The 19,334-nt window shown below is 45.8% G+C and carries 16 protein-coding genes and 1 tRNA gene; 6 read left to right on the forward strand and 11 right to left on the reverse strand.

Annotated features, from left to right (window positions below; genetic code table 11):
• Positions 1 to 45: 45 nt before the first annotated feature.
• From glnA to hrpA, 7 genes are all read right to left on the reverse strand, one after another.
• Positions 46 to 1,461 carry a type I glutamate--ammonia ligase gene (gene glnA / locus KIH43_RS03725; RefSeq protein WP_297717857.1) on the reverse strand — a complete coding sequence of 472 codons (1,416 nt, stop codon included), beginning with the start codon at positions 1,459 to 1,461 and terminating at the stop codon, positions 46 to 48.
• A 206-nt stretch (positions 1,462 to 1,667) separates the two neighbouring features.
• The gene (locus tag KIH43_RS03730; protein WP_296968835.1) at positions 1,668 to 2,516 is read right to left on the reverse strand and encodes a molybdopterin-binding protein; all 849 of its coding nucleotides are present in this window, start codon (positions 2,514 to 2,516) and stop codon (positions 1,668 to 1,670) included.
• Positions 2,509 to 3,378 carry an EI24 domain-containing protein gene (locus tag KIH43_RS03735; RefSeq protein ID WP_297717860.1) on the reverse strand — a complete coding sequence of 290 codons (870 nt, stop codon included), beginning with the start codon at positions 3,376 to 3,378 and terminating at the stop codon, positions 2,509 to 2,511. Before KIH43_RS03735 ends, KIH43_RS03730 begins: the two co-directional genes overlap by 8 nt.
• Before the next feature lie 30 nt (positions 3,379 to 3,408).
• Positions 3,409 to 4,380, reverse strand: coding sequence for a sterol desaturase family protein (locus KIH43_RS03740; RefSeq protein ID WP_297717862.1), 972 nt, complete (start codon positions 4,378 to 4,380; stop codon positions 3,409 to 3,411).
• Between the two features lie 3 nt (positions 4,381 to 4,383).
• Positions 4,384 to 5,184: a polysaccharide deacetylase family protein gene (locus tag KIH43_RS03745; protein WP_297717865.1), complete on the reverse strand. Its 801-nt coding sequence runs from the start codon at positions 5,182 to 5,184 to the stop codon at positions 4,384 to 4,386.
• 13 nt (positions 5,185 to 5,197) lie between these two features.
• On the reverse strand, positions 5,198 to 6,229 hold the full coding sequence (locus tag KIH43_RS03750) for a cytochrome D1 domain-containing protein (RefSeq protein WP_297717868.1): 1,032 nt from the start codon (positions 6,227 to 6,229) through the stop codon (positions 5,198 to 5,200).
• 58 nt (positions 6,230 to 6,287) lie between these two features.
• On the reverse strand, positions 6,288 to 10,304 hold the full coding sequence (hrpA, locus tag KIH43_RS03755) for an ATP-dependent RNA helicase HrpA (protein ID WP_297717870.1): 4,017 nt from the start codon (positions 10,302 to 10,304) through the stop codon (positions 6,288 to 6,290).
• Positions 10,305 to 10,357: 53 nt separating this feature from the next.
• Between hrpA and argA the strand changes: the two genes are divergently transcribed.
• Together argA and KIH43_RS03765 are read left to right on the forward strand one after the other, a co-directional pair.
• A complete protein-coding gene (argA, locus tag KIH43_RS03760; RefSeq protein ID WP_296968846.1) occupies positions 10,358 to 11,722 on the forward strand; it encodes an amino-acid N-acetyltransferase in 1,365 nt (454 codons plus the stop codon).
• Positions 11,723 to 11,752: 30 nt separating this feature from the next.
• Positions 11,753 to 12,025, forward strand: coding sequence for an oxidative damage protection protein (locus KIH43_RS03765; protein ID WP_296968848.1), 273 nt, complete (start codon positions 11,753 to 11,755; stop codon positions 12,023 to 12,025).
• 230 nt (positions 12,026 to 12,255) lie between these two features.
• On the opposite strand, the gene rpiA is transcribed toward KIH43_RS03765, so the two are convergent.
• Positions 12,256 to 12,969 (reverse strand): ribose-5-phosphate isomerase RpiA, encoded by a 714-nt coding sequence (gene rpiA / locus KIH43_RS03770; RefSeq protein ID WP_297717874.1) that lies wholly within the window; start codon positions 12,967 to 12,969, stop codon positions 12,256 to 12,258.
• Positions 12,970 to 13,078: 109 nt separating this feature from the next.
• Here rpiA and tal point away from each other — a divergent pair, with 109 nt between their 5' ends.
• Positions 13,079 to 14,056, forward strand: coding sequence for a transaldolase (tal, locus tag KIH43_RS03775; protein WP_296968852.1), 978 nt, complete (start codon positions 13,079 to 13,081; stop codon positions 14,054 to 14,056).
• 22 nt (positions 14,057 to 14,078) lie between these two features.
• Here tal and KIH43_RS03780 read toward each other — a convergent pair whose 3' ends face one another.
• From KIH43_RS03780 to rnr, 3 genes are read right to left on the reverse strand one after another with little or no spacing between them, the layout of a single operon-like run.
• Positions 14,079 to 14,264 carry a DUF2892 domain-containing protein gene (locus KIH43_RS03780; protein ID WP_297717877.1) on the reverse strand — a complete coding sequence of 62 codons (186 nt, stop codon included), beginning with the start codon at positions 14,262 to 14,264 and terminating at the stop codon, positions 14,079 to 14,081.
• A gap of 10 nt (positions 14,265 to 14,274) precedes the next feature.
• Complete coding sequence (gene rlmB / locus KIH43_RS03785) at positions 14,275 to 15,027, reverse strand: 23S rRNA (guanosine(2251)-2'-O)-methyltransferase RlmB (RefSeq protein ID WP_297717880.1); 753 nt, start codon at positions 15,025 to 15,027, stop codon at positions 14,275 to 14,277.
• Between the two features lie 21 nt (positions 15,028 to 15,048).
• Positions 15,049 to 17,433: a ribonuclease R gene (gene rnr / locus KIH43_RS03790; RefSeq protein WP_297717884.1), complete on the reverse strand. Its 2,385-nt coding sequence runs from the start codon at positions 17,431 to 17,433 to the stop codon at positions 15,049 to 15,051.
• A gap of 153 nt (positions 17,434 to 17,586) precedes the next feature.
• On the opposite strand from rnr, the gene KIH43_RS03795 reads away from it, so the two are divergent.
• The 3 genes from KIH43_RS03795 to KIH43_RS03805 form a co-directional block, all read left to right on the forward strand.
• Positions 17,587 to 17,673, forward strand: a tRNA-Leu gene (locus KIH43_RS03795).
• A gap of 157 nt (positions 17,674 to 17,830) precedes the next feature.
• Positions 17,831 to 18,802, forward strand: coding sequence for a site-specific integrase (locus KIH43_RS03800; RefSeq protein WP_297717887.1), 972 nt, complete (start codon positions 17,831 to 17,833; stop codon positions 18,800 to 18,802).
• Between the two features lie 247 nt (positions 18,803 to 19,049).
• Positions 19,050 to 19,334, forward strand: a 285-nt coding sequence (locus KIH43_RS03805; RefSeq protein WP_297717890.1) for a hypothetical protein, incomplete at its 3' end; no start/stop codon positions are given.

Below are 19,334 nucleotides of genomic sequence, written 5' to 3' on the forward strand. Positions count from 1 at the left end.
TGAACGAATTGCGCAACAAATCTGCGCTCAAGTTCTCTCCTTCGCTTACAGGGAGTAGTACATATCAAATTCAACTGGATGAGTTGTCATGCGGAAACGTGTGACATCCTCATTCTTCAGTGCGATATACGCATCGAGCATTGAATTTGTAAATACACCGCCACGAGTCAAGAACTCACGATCTTTGTCCAAGGCTTCCAAAGCTTGATCCAAGCTATGGCAAACGGTTGGGATCTTTGCATCCTCTTCTGGTGGCAAGTCATACAAGTTCTTATCCGCTGCTTCACCTGGATGAATCTTGTTCTGCACACCATCCAAACCTGCCATTAACAAGGCAGAGAATGCCAAGTATGGGTTAGCCAATGGATCTGGGAAGCGAGTTTCGATACGACGACCCTTTGGATTAGAAACGTGTGGAATACGAATAGAAGCAGAACGGTTACGTGCAGAGTATGCCAACTTCACTGGCGCCTCAAAGCCTGGAACCAAACGCTTGTATGAGTTTGTACCTGGATTAGTAATTGCATTCAATGCACGTGCATGCTTGATGATGCCGCCGATGTAGTAGAGCGCGAACTCTGACAAACCAGCGTAACCATTGCCTGCAAATAGGTTCTCACCATTCTTCCAAACAGATTGGTGAACGTGCATACCAGAACCGTTATCACCAACTACTGGCTTAGGCATAAAGGTTGCTGTTTTGCCATAGGCATGAGCAACGTTTTGAATCACATACTTTTGCCAGATAGTCCAGTCAGCACGCTGTACTAATGTGCTGAACTTAGTACCCAATTCGTTTTGACCTTGGCCAGCAACTTCATGGTGATGCACTTCAACAGGAATGCCCAATGACTCGAGAATCAAGCACATTTCTGAACGCATATCTTGGAAGGTATCTACTGGAGCAACTGGGAAATAACCACCCTTTTTACCTGGACGGTGACCAGTGTTACCGCCTTCAATTTCTGCACCTGATGACCATGGAGCCTCTTCGGAATCAATCTTCACGAAGCAGCCCTGCATATCGGCACCCCAACGAACGCCGTCAAAAATAAAGAATTCTGGTTCTGGGCCAAAGTAAGCTGTGTCGCCAAGACCTGAGCTCTTCAAATACGCTTCAGCACGTTTTGCAATAGAGCGTGGATCGCGGTCATAGCCTTTGCCATCAGATGGCTCGATCACATCACAGGTCAGAACCAATGTTGGCTCTTCATAAAATGGGTCAATGTATGCAGCGGTTGGATCTGGCATCAACAACATGTCAGAAGCTTCAATGCCCTTCCAACCAGCAATAGAAGAACCGTCAAATGCATGACCGCTCTCAAATTTGTCTTCGTCAAAAGCAGAGATTGGAACTGTCGTGTGTTGCTCTTTACCCTTTGTATCAACAAATCGGAAATCAACGAAAGTACATTCTTTCTCTTTAACTAACTTCATCACATCAGCGACGGTCTTCGTCATGCATCTCTCCTCTATAAACTAAAACTCGGAATTCAAACGTAAGGCATACACCCTTGTTTATTCCAGGCATTCAACATGCCTAACGGATGTATGTAATTTACTGAAGCAAACAACGGGGAACACTCATTATTGCACTAATTAAGTGCCCAATATGAGGGCATTTTGGCTCAAATTCCTTAATATGCACCTATTTAGTGCATTTAGAACTAGCTAATGTCGACAATCTCATACCCCAGCTCTTGGGTACCAGTTCTGAGGGCAATCCAAGCACTTTCGAGCAAATTCGCATTGCCTTTGATGCCTAGCTCAATGTGACGCTGGGCATACACCCCACCCTTGCTGGCATCACCTACGGACGGCAAGCTAAAGACCTTTACGCCGGGAAAATTAGCCTCAATTCGCTCCATGAGCGGGGTTAAGGTCGATTCAATCCCCTTGGGCACAATAAAGCTTTGCTCCGCCCAATTCTCTTGATGAAAGAGATCTTTGTAATGAGTATCTAAGCACCACGCCATCATCGGCGCTGCCATTACTGGGAAGCCAGGCAAAAAATGATGTTCTTGAATACGAAAACCTGGAATCTGGTTGTATGGGTTAGGAATGATTTCACTGCCAATCGGAAACTCACCCATCTTGAAACGTTGCTGGTTCTCTGGAGAGTTAAGGTCTGACTTAATGGGATCACCTTCAGCCATTGACTGAATACGCCCTGCAATTAACTCGCGAGCTGTTGGATGCAATTCTAATTTTGTACCCAAGGATAAAGCAGCACATTGTCGTGTGTGATCGTCTGGAGTTGCGCCAATACCACCAGTACTAAAAACAACGTCACCACTAGCAAAACTCTGTTTAAGAGTTGCAGTGATTTGCTCGGGATCGTCTGCGACATATCTTGCCCAAGATAGACCTAAACCACGTTCATTGAGAAGCTCAATCAATTTACTTAGATGCTTGTCTTGACGACGGCCCGACAAAATTTCATCACCAATCACGATCAAGCCAAAACGCCTAGACGCCGGAGCATCAACCTCTACTTTTTTCATTGCGTCAACCATGGTTCGGCAACTCCAAGTCAATCACACGCGCAGGCACTGTGAGCGCTTTATCTAATTCTTCTTGCCGCATTTTTTGCAATGCATCTATTAAGAAATAAGAGAACCAAAGAGCAGCGAATACAAAAATAATGGAATACACCCACAAGGCCACAAAACTCACTATCGGAAATAGCACCAAGGCTAAGGCCGATGTTGCCCAGAAAAATGTGGGGACAGCGCCCAACATACCAGAAACAATTCCCATCAGCAGTAATGGCCAACGGTACTTTTCCAAAAGCGCATCACGCTCTTGTGTGCTCGCATGTTTTGCTAAAACATCGTAAGACATCAATCGCATCGTTAGCCACCCCCACAGCAATGGCGGCAAAATGGCAACCAGTGGTGGCACCCACCACACTGGCAAAGTCAACATTACCAACACCAAACATAAAAATGCTGACCACAGGGTGTAAATCAAACTACCAAATACACCGCCTCCCCGCCTGCACTCTAATCCCTGATATGCCGGTTGACGCGTTACTGTATTCACAATCGCAGGCACAGTTGAAAATGCGATAAACACCAATAAACTAATCGTGATTAAGGGAATAATGAGCATCACAAAAAAGAGCGGCGCAATCCATGCCCTTGCATTTTCAAATCCCGCCCAAACCAGCCCATCCTGAATCCAACTAGTAAATGCAGATGTCGTTAAAAAAATACTCAACGCCTCAAGAGCGGGAGTCCAAGTGAGCCAAATCAGTAAGCCCCACAAAACAGAAACAATCAAAAAGGGACGCAAGCTGAGCCATAGCATACGGGGATGCATCGTGCCCACAAGCGCCATTCCGAACGACTTCACTACCTGTTGCAAGCCAACCATATAAGCTCCTGTGTTACGACTTGGTTAGGTTTACTTTGGCATCAACTCTTTGCATGCGTGCACTAAACCTTGCCATTGCTGCGTAATGATATTTTGTGAAACAGTGAAGTTTCGCACGCCAGTGGGATATACCGCCTTGGGAAATATTGCTGTTTTAAAAATCATATCCCACCACGGAAATAAAACCCCAAAGTTGCACCCTCCAAGCACGCCTGGCTTGCCGATAGCCTCGTGCCCATAGCCCACTGCATGATGCATACGGTGATACATGGGTGAGATTAAAAGAAATCGTGCTGGCCCTAAATCCACCTTAATGTTGGCATGTTGCCAGCTTTGAATAAATTGGCTTAGCGCTACAAGCGCAATAAATTGACCAGGAGAGACTCCGAATAGAAGCGCAAAAAATGACATCACTACTGCACGCATAATGTCATCTAACATATGATTGCGATTGTCAGACCATGCAGTCATGACGGTTTGACTATGATGCAATGCATGTAACTGCCACCACCAATTAAATGCATGGGAGGCGCGGTGATATAGATAGTCTACAAAATCCAAAAGGACCAAATACACCAAAAAGCTGACGGCTGGTATCGAGGTAACACCAGGCCACCAAGACTCAACATTGAAGCGATCAAAACGAAAATCGTGCAAGATCGAATCTATTTCAAAAAAGAAGCCCGACAGCGCAATAAATATCAGGCCATGAAATATGCCAAGACGATGAAAAAGGGTATAGAACACATCTGCTTTGGTTGATGGCGCAAAGCGCTCTTGCTTTTCTGCTGGGTTAAACCGCTCCCAGGTGCGCAGCACAGTCAAGATGAGCAAAATTTGAATGCAACCAAACAAAAACCAATCTACCCCATCAAACGCATCTTCAGCCCAAGACATCAAATCAAATTGATACAGTAATGGCGCCCCAATGGTTGAAAAAATCCATTCCTGGAGGCTGCCATAAGCACCCGATAGCGCAGTGATGATTGAACTTAAATCCATGCTTTATTTTGACTGATCTGCCAAATTTTTGTGTGCAGTGGGTAATAAACCAAAACAGAAACCCCGCTGCTTTAAATTCACAATCAAAGGCTCTAATACAGCGGGTGCCCAGGGATCCTTTCTGGACCAGATTCCCAGATGCGCCATCGTAATGTCACCATTCTGGATTTGACGGCTGGCCTTTTCCAATAGAATTTGATTGGGATACTTATCAGAGCTAAGCTCGTCTCCCAAAAAACCCGCAGGCGCCCAGCCAATATGCTGATATCCACACATATCACCCATCCGAATGAGTGTCGGTGAAGTCTTCCCGCCAGGGGCTCGCCAAATACGTTGCAATGATTGTCCTGTTAACTCCTGAAAGCGTACATCGACTCTCCGAATTTCTTTACACATTAACGCTTCGTTGTACAGAATCGTCATACCAGCCTTGGGACCAAATTGGGGCTTTTCAAAAACCTCGCCCTTAGGTCCGTCTTTGACAAAATAAGTATGGTCATAAGTGTGACTACCAAAGTGGTGCCCGTCTTTCACCAGCTCTTGCCAATACGGCTTCCAAGAATCTTCCAATGAAAAATCGCCCCGGAAGGTTTTCTCGTTAGCTAAAAAGAATGTGGCTTTGACATTTTGACGCTTGAGTATGTCAGCAACAGTTTGCGCAACTGACATGTTGCCAGTATCAAAAGTGAGATATACCGTTTTATTACAGTTTGGCGCCTGCGCATACGCATTGACAGTCGTTCCCAATGAAAAACAGCCGAGCAAGAGCGCGGCTGCAATTGAAATGAGGCGTTGATGCTTCATCACAGAATCCTTTTTACTCCCAAGAGGCCCGCGGATAAAAGAAAACGCCATGCGGAGATTTGCCTACAGGAATGACTGTTGCCAGTTTCATTGTTGGGATGTCAATAACACCCGCTTTTTTTGCAAATCGAAATGTGACCCACATCGTTTTGCCATCAGGTGTAATTTCCATATCATCTGGACCCGATGGGAGACCAGTAATATCGCCCACCTTTTCCAAGGTCTGCATATTTAACAGACTAATAGTCGAGGCGATTCGATTGCTGACAAAGACATGTTTCTTGTCGCCAAGGGGACGGAAATTATGCGCACCCTTACCGGTATATATCCGTTTTACTTCTTTGCGATTTTTCCAATCAATGACCTGTACGTTATCCTCTCCAGTAAGACCGACCAATAGGTACTGGTCTCCAGGAGTCATCCATAAACCAGCGGGAACATTTCCTGTTGGCATTACCCAAAGCACATTTTGGGTATCTAGATCAATCGCGGCAAGCTGATTGGAGTCTTGTAAGGTAATAAAAGCAATTTTGCTATCAGAGGTAAAGGCAATATGGCTTGGCGTTTTCGCTAATTTAATTGTTTTAGCCAACTTGAGATCTGCACCATTAGCCGCATAGATATCCACTCGATCCAAACGATTGCCGTTGGCAACAAACCATTTGTAATTTGGAGAGTAACCAATTTGATAAGGATCAATAATATTGGGGATCTTACCGGTCAATTCACCAGTAGTAGGATTCATCAACACAACATCATTACCCGCTGCATTGGCAATTAATAAAGTCTTTTGATCCGGCGTCATCATTAAGTGATGCGGCTCTTTTCCAACAGGAACTGTTTTGATCACCTTTCTGGTTGGCATGTCAATCAAACTCACTGATGCCTCTCCAGAATTGAGCACTACCGCTAATTTGGGCTGAGCAGCAGTTGGTGTGACAACTCCTGTAGCAGGTGCTTGTGCGATTGCTTGTGTACCGATCAAAGCAAAAGCAACAAAACTGACAAGATTGGGAATAGTTTTAATTTTGATAGAAATATGCATAGATCAATTGTAAGCAATACAACAGAACCTATACCCACTTAATGACGGTGGATTTGACTTAGCGCAAAGTAGCCAAAACTTTTTCCAGGCGCTTGAGCGACATTGGCGTTGGGGTTTTAAGCTCTTGAGCATATAAAGCCACCCTTAATTCCTCCAATTGCCAGCGAAAATCGACTAAAGCCTGGTCTTGGTTCGCTGCATACTCGGCGCTTCTTGAGCCTTGAAATAGCTTTTGCCATGGCCTTGCAACGGATTCCCAATCTTTTTGGCACTGCATATCGCGCGTAGGATTAGAGCGCATCTTGTCAATTCGCAGAGCAATCGCTTTCAGGTACCTGGGGATATGCACCAATTGCTCATACGGAATCTGCGCAACAAATTTTGGGGAAATTAAGCCTTGCACCTGTGTTTGAATATCAGCATAGGCCGATGGAGAGGCTGCTTTTGCTTGGGCCATCTTCTTCTGTAGATCAGCATACATTTGCAAAGCAGTTAAAGCGTGGCGTGCCACTTCTTGTGCAATTAATGCCAATCGAGGCTTACCCGCTTGCAAGCGTTCGGCAAACTGTGGAGCATTGTTCGGCAATGGCTCTGCCATGAATGCACGCTCGATGGCTACATTGAGAATTTGCTCGATTAATCCTTCAACTGAGCCAATATTGATAAACAGCAAGCCTAACTCACGAATACCTGGCAATTGTTTCTGCAATGCCTTTAGCGTATCTTTATTGCTCAGTGCAAATAAGCGACGCAGCCCCATTAAATGCTGTTGGCGAGCCTCCAATACATCATCAAATACCTCTAAATCACAGTAATCGCCACGATCAATTAATGCTGGGTAACCAAACAAGGTTTTGCCACCCTTCTGAATTTCTAATGTCTCAGGAAGTTCACCAAACTCCCACGTACGATAGCCGCCCTGTTCTACCTTGCGAGCAGCATTTGCTACTTCGGTTTGATTTCCTTTTACTGTGCGACCTACTTCGACCCCCAACTCTGTTTGCGCCACCTCTTGGGCTACCGCCTGGAAAGCATCTCGCGCTGTTTGGCCGTACTCAGCACGCAAGCGCGATAAATTACGCTCGAGTTCTAGTTGACGACCATGCTCATCAATCAAACGAAAATTCATTGAAGAATGCGGTGGTAGTGCTTCAAACCGAAAATCCGTACGCTTAATTTCAAGGCCGCGCTCCTTGCGGATGTCTTCAATCAAACTGTCCAGAAAGTCACCTACGCCAAATTGATTGGCATTGATCTTTCGCTCCAAGTAAGACTTGGCATAGTCAGGCAGTGGAACGCAATGGCGTCTTAACTTCTGTGGCAATGTTTTTAGTAAGAGCAAAATCTTTTCTTCACACATCCCCGGTACTAACCATTCACAGCGACGCCCATCCACTTGATTTAACTGAGCAAGCGGCACTACCAAGGTCACGCCATCCTTTGGACTGCCAGGCTCAAAATGGTAAGTCAGGTTCAGCTCAGCTCCGCCGACCTTAATGGTCTTTGGATATCGATCCACAGTAATGCCTGCCGCCTCGTGACGCATGAGGTCTGACTTTTGCAAACCGAGCTGTGAATCTAGTTCAGGATTCTTTTTTAGCAAAGACAGCAGGTCTTCTCGATTGCAAACATTATCAGGAATGCGTGAATCATAAAAAGCAAATAACAATTCATCATCTACCAATACATCTGGCCGTCGTGAACGGTGCTCTAAGGCCTCTATCTCTTTTATAAGGCGGTGATTATTCCAAAAGAATTTAGCTAGCCCTGGGTATTTTCTCTTCGCATCCGCCTCAGTTTCTCTCTGCAATGCTGGCGTATCCATGCGACCAAACAACTCTTCTTGAACGAGTGCTTGTCGAATAAATAATTCCCGTGCTTCTGCGGGGTTGTGGGGCTCATAACGTACTCGTCGTCCGTGATAGATTGGTAGCCCATATAGAGTGCCGCGCTCAAAAGCCATCACTTCACCTTGCCGAGCATCCCAGAATGGGTCACTCAGTGACTTTATTAGGCGATGTGCAGCAACTTTCTCAACCCATTGCGGCTCAATTTTGGCAATCGTACGGGCATACATACGATTGGTCTCTTGAAGTTCGCCCGCCAAAATCCATGCACCAGCTTTTTTACCAATGGTCGATCCTGGCCATATGAAGGGACGAATACCTCGAGCACCAAGGTAACCCCCTATTTTGCTATTGCGGTCTTGTGACTTGTCATCTTCCTCTTTTTTAGCAACGTAGCCCAATAACCCCGTGAGCAATGCCAAATGAATTTGCTCATAAGTGGCCGGGGTGGCATTCTCCTTCCAACCCTTCTCACCTAACATCGTATGCAATTGCCCATGAACATCACGCCACTCTCGCAGACGACGCGGAGATAAAAATTTGCTACGACATAAGTTTTCTAGTTGGCGATTGCTATGTTTGTGCTGCAAGGCATCCTGATACCAATTCCACAGTTTCACAAAACTTAAAAATTCAGAGCGCTCATCAGCAAACTGGAGATGTGCCTGATCTGCTGCAGCACCCTGGTCCATAGGACGCTCCCGCGGATCTTGCGTAGCAAGCGCAGAGGCTATGATGGTGACTTCTTTAAGTGCATTTTGCTCTTTTGCAGCAAGTAACATTCTGCCGATCCGAGGATCTAATGGCAAATCCGCAAGTTGTTTACCTATCTGCGTCAGCTTAAAGTGATGCTGCGGATCTTTATCCACAGTAGATGGGTTTTCCTCAAATTCAATTGCGCCCAATTCGTCGAGCAATTGAACGCCATCGGCAATCGCTCTCCCCAGGGGCTTATCGATAAAAGGAAAGTGCTGAATTTTGGACAAACGCAATGCACTCATTCGTAGCAAAACTGCTGCTAGAGAACTGCGCAAAATTTCTGGGTCGGTAAATTTCGGGCGACTTTGGAAATCTTGTTCACTGTATAAGCGCACACAGATACCATCGGCAACACGACCACAACGTCCCGCCCTTTGATTTGCAGCTGCTTGCGAAATGGGCTCAATCTGTAATTGCTCAACTTTATTGCGATAGGAGTAGCGCTTGACTCTAGCTAAACCACTATCAATGACATACCGAATATTGGGGACAGTCAGTGACGTTTCGGCGACATTGGTCGTCAAGATGATGCGTCTTCCATTACCCGGCGCAAATACTCTCTCCTGCTCTCCTACTGACTGACGTGCAAATAGACTAAGCACCTCGGGATGAAAGCGTTGCTGCAATACATGATCCTTGCGTAGCGCCTCCGCGCAATCTCGAATCTCGCGCTCACCAGGCAAAAACACCAAAACATCTCCCGCGCCAGCAGCCCCTTCTTGCCAAACCTTGGCAATTTCCTCGGCAACCGCCTCTGGCAGTTCTCTAGCGGCTTTCGATTCATTCTTTGAATTAGGTTTAGCGCCTGGCTTTGCATCTCCCTCCAAGGGTGCGTAACGCTGCTCGACCGGAAATAATCTGCCGCTGACTTCGATGACTGGAGCAACTTTGCCATTGATCGTGAAATGCTCAGCAAAACGCGCAGCATCAATCGTTGCCGAGGTAATAATGAGCTTAAGATCGGGCCTCTTTGGCAGCAACTGTCGTAGATAACCCAAAAGAAAATCAATGTTCAGGCTACGCTCATGCGCCTCGTCAATAATGATCGTGTCATATGCCTTTAGTTGCGGATCGCGCTGCGTCTCTGCTAACAAAATGCCATCCGTCATTAACTTGATGGATGCGCTTGGACTGGTTTTATCCGCAAACCGAACTTGGTAACCCACATCTTGACCGATGGGTGTGCCGAGTTCTTGGGCTATGCGTTTTGCCGTTGCGGTAGCAGCAATGCGCCTAGGTTGGGTATGTCCAATGAGTCTGCCACCATTCATTACGCCTCGACCAAGATCTAAACAGATCTTAGGTAACTGAGTAGTCTTACCTGAACCCGTTTCACCACACACAATCACAACTTGATGGCTCTGCAAGGCCTCCTTAATCGTTTGTCGCTGGCCCGAGACCGGCAATTGCTCCGGAAAGTCGATATTAGGACGCCTTCCCGTGTTGGAAGAAGGCACAGCTTGCGACATTGACTTGGGTTTTTGTTGGTTTATAGGCTCTTGCACCCTATAATTTTCTCACTATGCCAACAAATGCACCAAACCCGGCCCAAAGCGCTGAAGAATCTACCTCCAACTTCCCCTTCGTAGGCTGGTTGCGCGATGTCGCACCTTACATTCATAGCTTTCGCGAAAAGACCTTTGTCATCGCTTTTGCTGGCGAACTTGTTCAGGAAATCGGCCTTGAAAATCTGATTGAAGATATTGCGATGTTGCATGCCATGGGCATGCGTATCGTGCTAGTACATGGTATCCGGCCGCAGATTGAAGAGCAACTGATGCTGCGCAAGATTAAAAGTAAATTCGGTAAAAGCGCTATGCATAGTTATCGGATTACTGACGCTGCCGCACTGGAGTGCGTCAAAGAAGCTGCGGGAGAATTACGTTTAGATATTGAAGCGGCATTTAGTCGCGGCCTTCCTAATACACCAATGGCTGGCTCACGTATTTCTGTTATTTCAGGAAACTTCATTACTGCTATGCCAGTTGGCGTAGTAGAAGGCGTCGATTATGTCCATACGGGTCTGGTACGCAAAGTGGATTCCACATCCATTAAATTGTCGCTCGATAGCAATAAGATCGTCTTGCTTTCCCCTCTAGGTTTCTCGCCAACCGGTCAAGCATTCAATCTTGCGTATGAAGATGTTGCTGCCTCTACAGCGGCTGCCCTGAAAGCAGATAAACTCATTTTCTTAAGCCCATTTTCTGGGCTAAAAGATAGTGAAGGTGATTTCATTACTGAACTATCGATGCCGCAGTTACAAGATTATGTTGCCCAAAATAAAGATCTCGATTTGGGCATGAAGAGCATGCTCAATACTGCAGGTAGGGCAATACGCGCCGGCGTAAGCCGGGTGCACTTCTTGCCATGCAATCAAGATGGCGCTCTATTAGAAGAGCTCTTTACCCATGATGGCATCGGCATGATGTTAGCTTCATCTGATATTGAAAATTTACGTGAAGCCAATCAAGATGATGTTGGTGGTATTTTGCAATTAACGATGCCCCTTGAAGAAGAAGGCATCTTGGCTGCTCGCGGACAAGATGTCATTGAACGTGACATTCAACGTTTCTCTGTGATTGAGCATGACCGCGTGCTCTTTGGTTGTGCCGCCCTCTTTCCATTCCCTAATGGCGTTGGAGAATTAGCGTGCCTTGCCGTTGATCCTGATGCGCAAGGCTCTGGTGATGGCGAGCGCCTTCTTAAGCGTATAGAAATGCGAGCTAAACAAGAAGGCATCAAAAAATTATTTGTACTCACCACGAGAACTGAACACTGGTTTCTCAAGCGTGGCTTCAAGCGAGCAACCGTTGACGACCTCCCAGAAGAAAGAAAGCAAATCTACAACTGGGATCGTAAGTCGATGGTATTGACTAAAGATCTCTAAAAGAAAAGTATTTGAAGAAAGGCATTACAGATGGCAAGAATGATTCAATGCATCAAACTCAACAAAGAAGCAGAGGGATTAGATTTTGCCCCGCTTCCTGGTGAGCTTGGCAAAAAAATCTGGAATCAAGTATCGAAAGAGGCGTGGGCAGGCTGGTTAAAGCAACAAACCATGCTGATTAATGAAAATCGCCTCAATATGGCCGATCCCCGCGCTCGCCAATACCTTTTAAAGCAAGTTGAAAAATACTTTTTCGAGGGTGGTGCCGATACAGCACAGGGATACGTACCCCCAGCGGAATAATCCATTTAGGGTATTGACACCCTAAAAACTCAGGCATAGGATGTAAGCGTGGTGAGGCAGTCATCGTGCTCCGCCACATTGGCGAAAGCCATTACCCAATAGGCGCATCTCTGTGCCTATAGGCTAAGGAACGATACATCTTCCGAGTGCCTGCGCCATGCATATCATGGCAAATAACCCGATGGGCATACCCCGTCGGGTTTTTTATTATCGATTCTGATGTTTACTGATTATGAAAAAGTCAGTCGACTCACGCCGGTTGCATTACTTACCAGCAAAACATCGGCCTTTTCTTTCGCAAATAAGCCCACAGTGATGACGCCTGCAATTTGATTAATCTGTGACTCCAGCTTGACTGGATCAGTTATGGATAGTCCGGCAATATCCAAAATCCATCCGCCATTGTCAGTCACAAACGGTTCACTAGGAGTTTGATTCAAATCCGCACGAGTACTTTTAGCTAGGCGCAAAGTCACTTTTCCACCTAATCTCTCTAGCTCTTTGGTGACTACACCTTTTGCTAACGGAATAATTTCTACTGGCAGCGCAAAGTTCCCCAAAACTGCCACTTGCTTAGAGGAATCGCAAATACAGATAAATTGTTTAGCCATAGAAGCGATAATTTTTTCGCGGGTCAGCGCTCCACCACCTCCTTTAATCATATTGCCGGCAGGGTCTATCTCATCTGCCCCATCAACATAAGCCGGAAGACTCTGCACAAGATTTGGGTCCAGCACTTTAAAGCCATGCTTTAATAAACGTTCTGTTGTGGCATTCGAGCTAGACACGGTACCAACAAAATGATCTTTGTGGGGCGCTAAAGCATCAATAAAGCAATTTGCTGTAGAGCCGGTTCCAATACCCAAAATTTGTCCGGCAGGAAGTTTTAAAACTTCATCTTTTGCAGCCTCTCCCACCATTTGCTTCAGTTGATCCTGATTCATATATCTACAAATTGCCTTTACTAGAACCCGTTAATTAATACGTCTATCATATGATATTGGGCAGAAACTTACTAAAGAACCGTTTTTTTAGCCATTTACAGATCAAACCATGAATAGTGCCACCGCAGGAACCACTCAACTAGAGCAGCTAAAAAGATTCACTACTGTTGTGGCTGATACAGGTGATTTTGAGCGTATGCAGGCATTTACGCCGCAAGATGCAACTACCAATCCCTCCCTTATCCTCAAAGCTGCCCAACAGAGCAACTATCAATCCCTGGTACGTTCTGTAAAAGCGGCTCATCCCAATTTAAGTGCTACTGAATTAGTCGACTACATCTTGGTTGCTTTTGGATTGGAGATTCTAAAAATTGTTCCTGGACGAGTCTCTACAGAAGTGGATGCCCGCCTTTCATTTGATACTAAGGCGACGGTTACTAAGGCCAAACACATCATTGCCTTATATGAATCTCACGGTATTGATCGTAAGCGAATTTTGATCAAGCTAGCAGGGACTTGGGAAGGAATTGCAGCCGCAAAACAATTAGAGACAGAAGGCATTCATTGCAATATGACCCTGCTCTTCTCTTTAGTACAAGCTGCTGCCTGCGGAGCAGCGAATGCGCAATTGATTTCACCATTTGTGGGTCGCATTACGGATTGGTACAAAGCAAAATTGGGAAGCGCATGGAACGATGTCAGCAATGGCGGCCCTAATGATCCCGGGGTGACATCTGTCAAACGTATCTTTCACTATTACAAGCATTTTGGCATCCCTACCGAGATCATGGGTGCGAGCTTTCGTAATACCAGCCAGATTTTGGAGTTAGCAGGGTGCGACCTACTGACTATCAGCCCAGAATTATTAACCCAGTTAAGCGCTAGCAACGATCTTGTAAGTAAAAAATTAGATGCGGCGAATGCCCAAAAGGCTTTGAGCGAAGAAAATATTGTGCCATTGAAGCTTGATGAATCTGCCTTTCGACTGCAGCTAAACAATGATGCTATGGCAACCGAAAAATTGGCCGAAGGTATTCGTAATTTCTGTATCGATACAGAAAAATTGGAGGAATTGCTAGCAAACTAAATTGCTAGCAATACGCATTGGCCTACTTCTTGGCAGTATTAATACCAAGCAAAGAATAGGCTGGGCAATTACCCATCATTCCTGTTAGCAAGGGAATAATCCCAATCCAAGCCCATGGTCCAGTAATACCAAAGCCTGCCAAACCCATCAAAGTAACGCCAACGGTCATGCGCAAAACACGATCTGTGTGACCCATATTGCATTTCATAGCAACCTCTCTAGTGATTTTTTACTAAACGTTGTCTTAATACTTCATATAAGCATACGCCACTTGCAACAGAAACATTCAAACTAGATACCACACCCTGCATCGGTATCCTCACAAGCTCATCGCAGGTTTCACGGGTAAGCCGGCGCATACCTTCTCCTTCAGCGCCCATCACAATCGCAATAGGACCTGTGAGATCTATGTCGTAAATCGATTTTGTGGCCTCATCATCAGTGCCAATGAGCCATACACCTGCATCCTGCATTTCTTTCATACTGCGCACAAGATTGGTTACCGTGATAACTGGCATAACTTCTGAAGCGCCACTGGAAACTTTACTCACCGTGGCATTAATCGAGGCAGAACGATCCTTCGGGGTCACGACTGCATCAACGCCCGCCCCATCGGCAACCCGTAGACATGCTCCAAAATTATGGGGGTCGGTTATGCCATCCAATATCAAGAACAAAGGCTTTCTCTGTTCACCCTCCACATCCTCTATTACCTCAGAAATCGAGCGGGCAACCGTCATCTTTTCTGCCAACGCAACAACTCCTTGATGGCGGTCGTGACCAGTTAACTTTTGCAAACGCTCTGCATCTGCTGCGTGGAGTCGTTCGCCCAAAATTTCTTCGGCCTGCTTTAAAAAATCACCCATACGTCGATCGCGACGGCCTGAATCAAAATACACTGATTTCAGACTATCGGGATCCACACGCAAACGTGCTTGTACCGCATGAAATCCTACTAATATTTGCTTCATCTCATTCTTTTCTTTAGCCAATTACTTTCGTCTTGCCTTGGTTTTACGAACTGGTGGTTTAGTACTAGCAGGCTTACCAACTGATCTAGTGGGTTTGCCGGCCTTACTATTTTTCCGACTAGCCTTACTCTTGGCTTGAGTGACACCTAAAGTACCGGCAGATTTTGCCGCATTGACATTCACACCACTGGGTTTTTGAGGAACCTTATGTGATGGTCTACTTTTATGAGAGGCTGCCTTTTTATTTGGCCTTCCGCCATCAGCATCAAGCAACAACTGACGTCGACTCGACGCTGTACCGCCGTCAGAACCAGAACCTTTCATCAGACTAAATTCAATTTTGCGTGCATCTAAATCAACGCGACTCACTAGAACATGGACTCGGTCACCCAATCGATAACGAATACCAGTTCGCTCACCCCGTAATTCCTGCCGTGCTTCATCGTATTGGAAATAATCACCACCTAATTCAGTGACGTGAACCATACCCTCTACAAAAAGGTTCTCTAGCTGCACAAATAATCCAAAATTAGCGACGCCAGTAATGGTGCCGGCATATTCTTGCCCAAGATGATCGCGCATGTAATAGCACTTTAGCCATGCCTCCACGTCACGCGAGGCTTCATCTGCGCGACGTTCATTAGATGAGCAATGAACGCCCAATTGACCCCATATAGGTAAAGCAGCATTAGCCCCTTTGACTGGTTTTGATCCTTTCGCCATTCCTGCTTTAGCATCACTTTGTGATTTTTTGGCATTGACAGCATTCTCCCTGCCCTTACCTTTGCGAGGCAAGGTAAGATTGAGAGGAACCTTGGGCGGCAAGACTGGCACATAAGGCTTTTTTTGCAAAATAGATTTAATGACACGATGCGTCAATAAATCAGGGTAGCGCCGAATCGGGCTCGTGAAATGTGAGTAAGCTGGATACGCTAAGCCGAAATGACCTTCGTTATCAGGTTGATACATTGCTTGCTGCATTGATCGCAAAACAACAGATTGCAACATATTGGCATCTGGTCGGTCTTTGATCTCTTTCATCAACTTCGCAAAATCACGTGGCTTGGGTTTTTCGCCGCCGCCTAAAGATAAACCTGAAGTTCTTAATACTTGGCGTAAGGTCACGAGTTTTTCTTCAGAGGGCTCGCCGTGGACTCGGTATAGGCCAAGATGTTTATTTTTTTCAATAAAGTCAGCAGCACAGACGTTCGCTGTCAACATGCACTCTTCAATTAGGCGATGTGCATCATTACGAATACGGGGCTCAATACGCAAAATTTTGCCTAGCTCATTGCTAATGATTTGCGTCTCGGTCGTCTCAAACTCAATAGCGCCACGCTTTTCACGTGCTGCAAGAAAAATTTTGTAGAGAGAATATAAATTGGTTAATAAAGGACGGAACTGGGCAAATCGAGCAGCCTCAGGCCCCTTACTATTAGAGAGAATTTCCCAGACGGTATCGTAAGTAAAGCGCTGTGCGGAATGCATGACCGCTGGATAAAATTGATACGCCAGCACCACACCATTGTTATCCACTACAGAATCGCACACCATACATAAACGATCTACATTGGGATTGAGCGAGCAAAGGCCATTAGAGATCTTCTCAGGCAACATCGGAATCACTCTTCTAGGGAAATACACAGAGGTAGCGCGTAACAAGCCTTCATCATCTAAGGGGTGGCCAGGCTTCACGTAATGAGAGACATCAGCAATAGCAACTATTAATCGCCATGCTTTTGTCTTGCCATACATCACCGGCTCACAATACACCGCATCATCAAAATCGCGTGCATCTGCACCATCGATGGTAACAAGAGGCACATCACGCAGATCAACACGGCCCTCAAGATCTTCTTGCTGGACTACATCAGGAAGGGCTGCCGCTTCTTTCATCGCGGCCGCAGAGAACTCATGAGGGACGCCGTACTTACGAACAGCAATCTCGATTTCCATACCAGGATCATCGATTTCCCCTAAAACCTCCACCACTCGGCCCACAGCCTGGCGATAACTATCAGGGTAATCAATAATTTCTACACTGACTACTTGACCTAGCTTCGCTTGTCCTTGCCCTTTGGGGGGTATCAAAATGTCATGGCCGATGCGCTTATCTTCAGGGGCAACAATGAGAACGCCGTTCTCGTTTAATAGCCGACCAATAACCACCTTATTTGCATGCAATACAACTTCGACAATTTGCCCTTCTGGGCGACCGCGTCGATCTGTACCCAGCACCCTGACATTGACTCTGTCGCCATGCATGACTCGAGACATTTCTCTTTCGGAGAGAAAAATATCTTCGCCACCATCATCGGGAATCACAAATCCAAAACCATCTCGATGCCCTTGAACCGTTCCTAAACGATCCGCTTCACGAAGCATCACTTCTTTTGCTTTACGCATTTAAATCCTTTGGCATTTCCTGCCTTATTGAGCTGCTGATATCTATTATTGTTATGAATAAGGCTACTGTATCAAACCACTAAGTCTGATGGGAAAAAGCCTAAATGGAGCTGAAAAAACCCAAAACCGCCTACCCCTCTATAATAGTCGTATGCCCAGGTGGCGAAATTGGTAGACGCACCAGCTTCAGGTGCTGGCGATCGTAAGGTTGTGGGGGTTCGAGTCCCTTCCTGGGCACCAAAAATTACCCTGTTTTAACCCGCTAAACCCCGTACTTATAAGCTTCTAAGCCCTATTTTACGGGGTTTTTTAATATTCACGCTAAGTCTTTATTTGTCTTGATTTGTGCCGTTTTAATCGTTACTATTGCACCAAATCTACACCACAATTACACCAAATGGCTACCTTTACAAAACGATCTGGAAACTGGCGTGCAGTAGTCACTAAGCTGGGAGTGAGGCAATCTGCCACCTTCCCTACTAAGGCAGAGGCTCAAGCCTGGGCAACCCAAATCGAGTCGGAAATCCAGTCGGGTCAAAGAGGCCAAGTGAAGGCTGTCACGTTCGGCAAACTACTAGAGCGGTACGCGCTAGAGGAATCACCAAAACATAAAGGGGAAATTTGGGAAAAGCGCCTGATTAAGCGATTGGCAACTATGCCGATTTACTCGGTCAAGCTGGCCAACCTGAGCGCAGATGATTTTGCCAAGTGGCGCAATAGCAGATTAAAGAAAGTGGCTGAAAGCACAGTACGTCGGGAATGGATCTTGCTTTCCGCTGCAATCAATGTAGCAATCAATGAATGGAAGTGGATTTCCAAGAGCCCTTTAGATGGGGTTAAGAGGCCTAAAGATGCGCCACCAAGGGATAGATTATTTTCCGATAAAGAAATTGAGCTGCTTACCTATACGCTGGGCGTAGATGGCATTCCTAAAACAGTAACCGCCAGAGTGGGATATGCCATGCTCTTTGCCATTGAAACGGGCATGCGCTCTGGTGAAATTGTGCGCCTGGAGTGGAAGAACGTCAAAGGCAGCGTTGCCAATATTAAAGATGGGAAAACTGCCAGCGCTAAGCGTCAAGTGCCATTAACGCCAGAAGCTTTGAGAATACTAAGTCTGCTGCCAAAAGAGGCTGACACTTGCTTCAATATTACCGACAACCAAAGGGACGCGCTTTTTGGGAAGGCTAAACGGAAAGCGGGAATTACTGGCCTGCATTTTCACGATACTCGGGCAAATGCTTGCACTAAATTGGCTAAGCAAATAGACATACTGTCTTTAGCCAAAATGATTGGGCATAAAGACATTAATCAATTACAAGTCTATTACCGAGATAGCGCAGAAGATATTTCTAAGCGCCTTAAATAAGATCTTAACCCCAATATCCGCATAATGCCAACCAACATTAATGGCGAATCTCTCAATAGAAGCACTCAGGTGAATCCCAAGACTGAATGTTTGAGTACAACAGCTAAGAGCGCAACGCCTGGTGCTGACGCGTGGCTCAATAAGCTTGAGAATTCGACTCTAACCACCCAGTAAAAGATTGATGCAACAATGGCTTTACTAAGACCATGAAAAAATCAGAGAGAGAAATAAAGTCTAGGAAATTAATATGACTCGTATTAACCATTTCAACCTCTATGAATGCCCCAAATGTCAGCAAATTCATATTAAATCTGAATACTCCTCTATAAGCCTTTGTATGGGCATACCACGGGACGCTTATTACGCCCCTACAGATTTAAAAGTTTGTCAGAAATGTGGAGAAAAAAGCTCTTTTTCTGAATACATCCCTGTGGGCCATATGGAGCCTCGAGAATTCAAAGAAAAAAGGATGGATCCAAGAAGTCTTTTTCCATACTTCTCTGACCACCCTCGCGCCACCCCTCCTCCTGAT

Source organism: Polynucleobacter sp. (assembly GCF_018500155.2).
In the GTDB taxonomy this organism is placed as follows: Bacteria; Pseudomonadota; Gammaproteobacteria; order Burkholderiales; family Burkholderiaceae; genus Polynucleobacter.

What these genes read in the sequence shown, in the direction of transcription:
- glnA (WP_297717857.1), bottom strand. Translation starts at nt 1,461, where the DNA reads ATGACGAAGACCGTCGCTGATGTGATGAAGTTAGTTAAAGAGAAAGAA.
- KIH43_RS03730 (WP_296968835.1), bottom strand. Translation starts at nt 2,516, where the DNA reads ATGGTTGACGCAATGAAAAAAGTAGAGGTTGATGCTCCGGCGTCTAGG.
- KIH43_RS03735 (WP_297717860.1), bottom strand. Translation starts at nt 3,378, where the DNA reads ATGGTTGGCTTGCAACAGGTAGTGAAGTCGTTCGGAATGGCGCTTGTG.
- KIH43_RS03740 (WP_297717862.1), bottom strand. Translation starts at nt 4,380, where the DNA reads ATGGATTTAAGTTCAATCATCACTGCGCTATCGGGTGCTTATGGCAGC.
- KIH43_RS03745 (WP_297717865.1), bottom strand. Translation starts at nt 5,184, where the DNA reads ATGAAGCATCAACGCCTCATTTCAATTGCAGCCGCGCTCTTGCTCGGC.
- KIH43_RS03750 (WP_297717868.1), bottom strand. Translation starts at nt 6,229, where the DNA reads ATGCATATTTCTATCAAAATTAAAACTATTCCCAATCTTGTCAGTTTT.
- hrpA (WP_297717870.1), bottom strand. Translation starts at nt 10,304, where the DNA reads ATGTCGCAAGCTGTGCCTTCTTCCAACACGGGAAGGCGTCCTAATATC.
- argA (WP_296968846.1), top strand. Translation starts at nt 10,358, where the DNA reads ATGCCAACAAATGCACCAAACCCGGCCCAAAGCGCTGAAGAATCTACC.
- KIH43_RS03765 (WP_296968848.1), top strand. Translation starts at nt 11,753, where the DNA reads ATGGCAAGAATGATTCAATGCATCAAACTCAACAAAGAAGCAGAGGGA.
- rpiA (WP_297717874.1), bottom strand. Translation starts at nt 12,969, where the DNA reads ATGAATCAGGATCAACTGAAGCAAATGGTGGGAGAGGCTGCAAAAGAT.
- tal (WP_296968852.1), top strand. Translation starts at nt 13,079, where the DNA reads ATGAATAGTGCCACCGCAGGAACCACTCAACTAGAGCAGCTAAAAAGA.
- KIH43_RS03780 (WP_297717877.1), bottom strand. Translation starts at nt 14,264, where the DNA reads ATGAAATGCAATATGGGTCACACAGATCGTGTTTTGCGCATGACCGTT.
- rlmB (WP_297717880.1), bottom strand. Translation starts at nt 15,027, where the DNA reads ATGAAGCAAATATTAGTAGGATTTCATGCGGTACAAGCACGTTTGCGT.
- rnr (WP_297717884.1), bottom strand. Translation starts at nt 17,433, where the DNA reads ATGCGTAAAGCAAAAGAAGTGATGCTTCGTGAAGCGGATCGTTTAGGA.
- KIH43_RS03800 (WP_297717887.1), top strand. Translation starts at nt 17,831, where the DNA reads ATGGCTACCTTTACAAAACGATCTGGAAACTGGCGTGCAGTAGTCACT.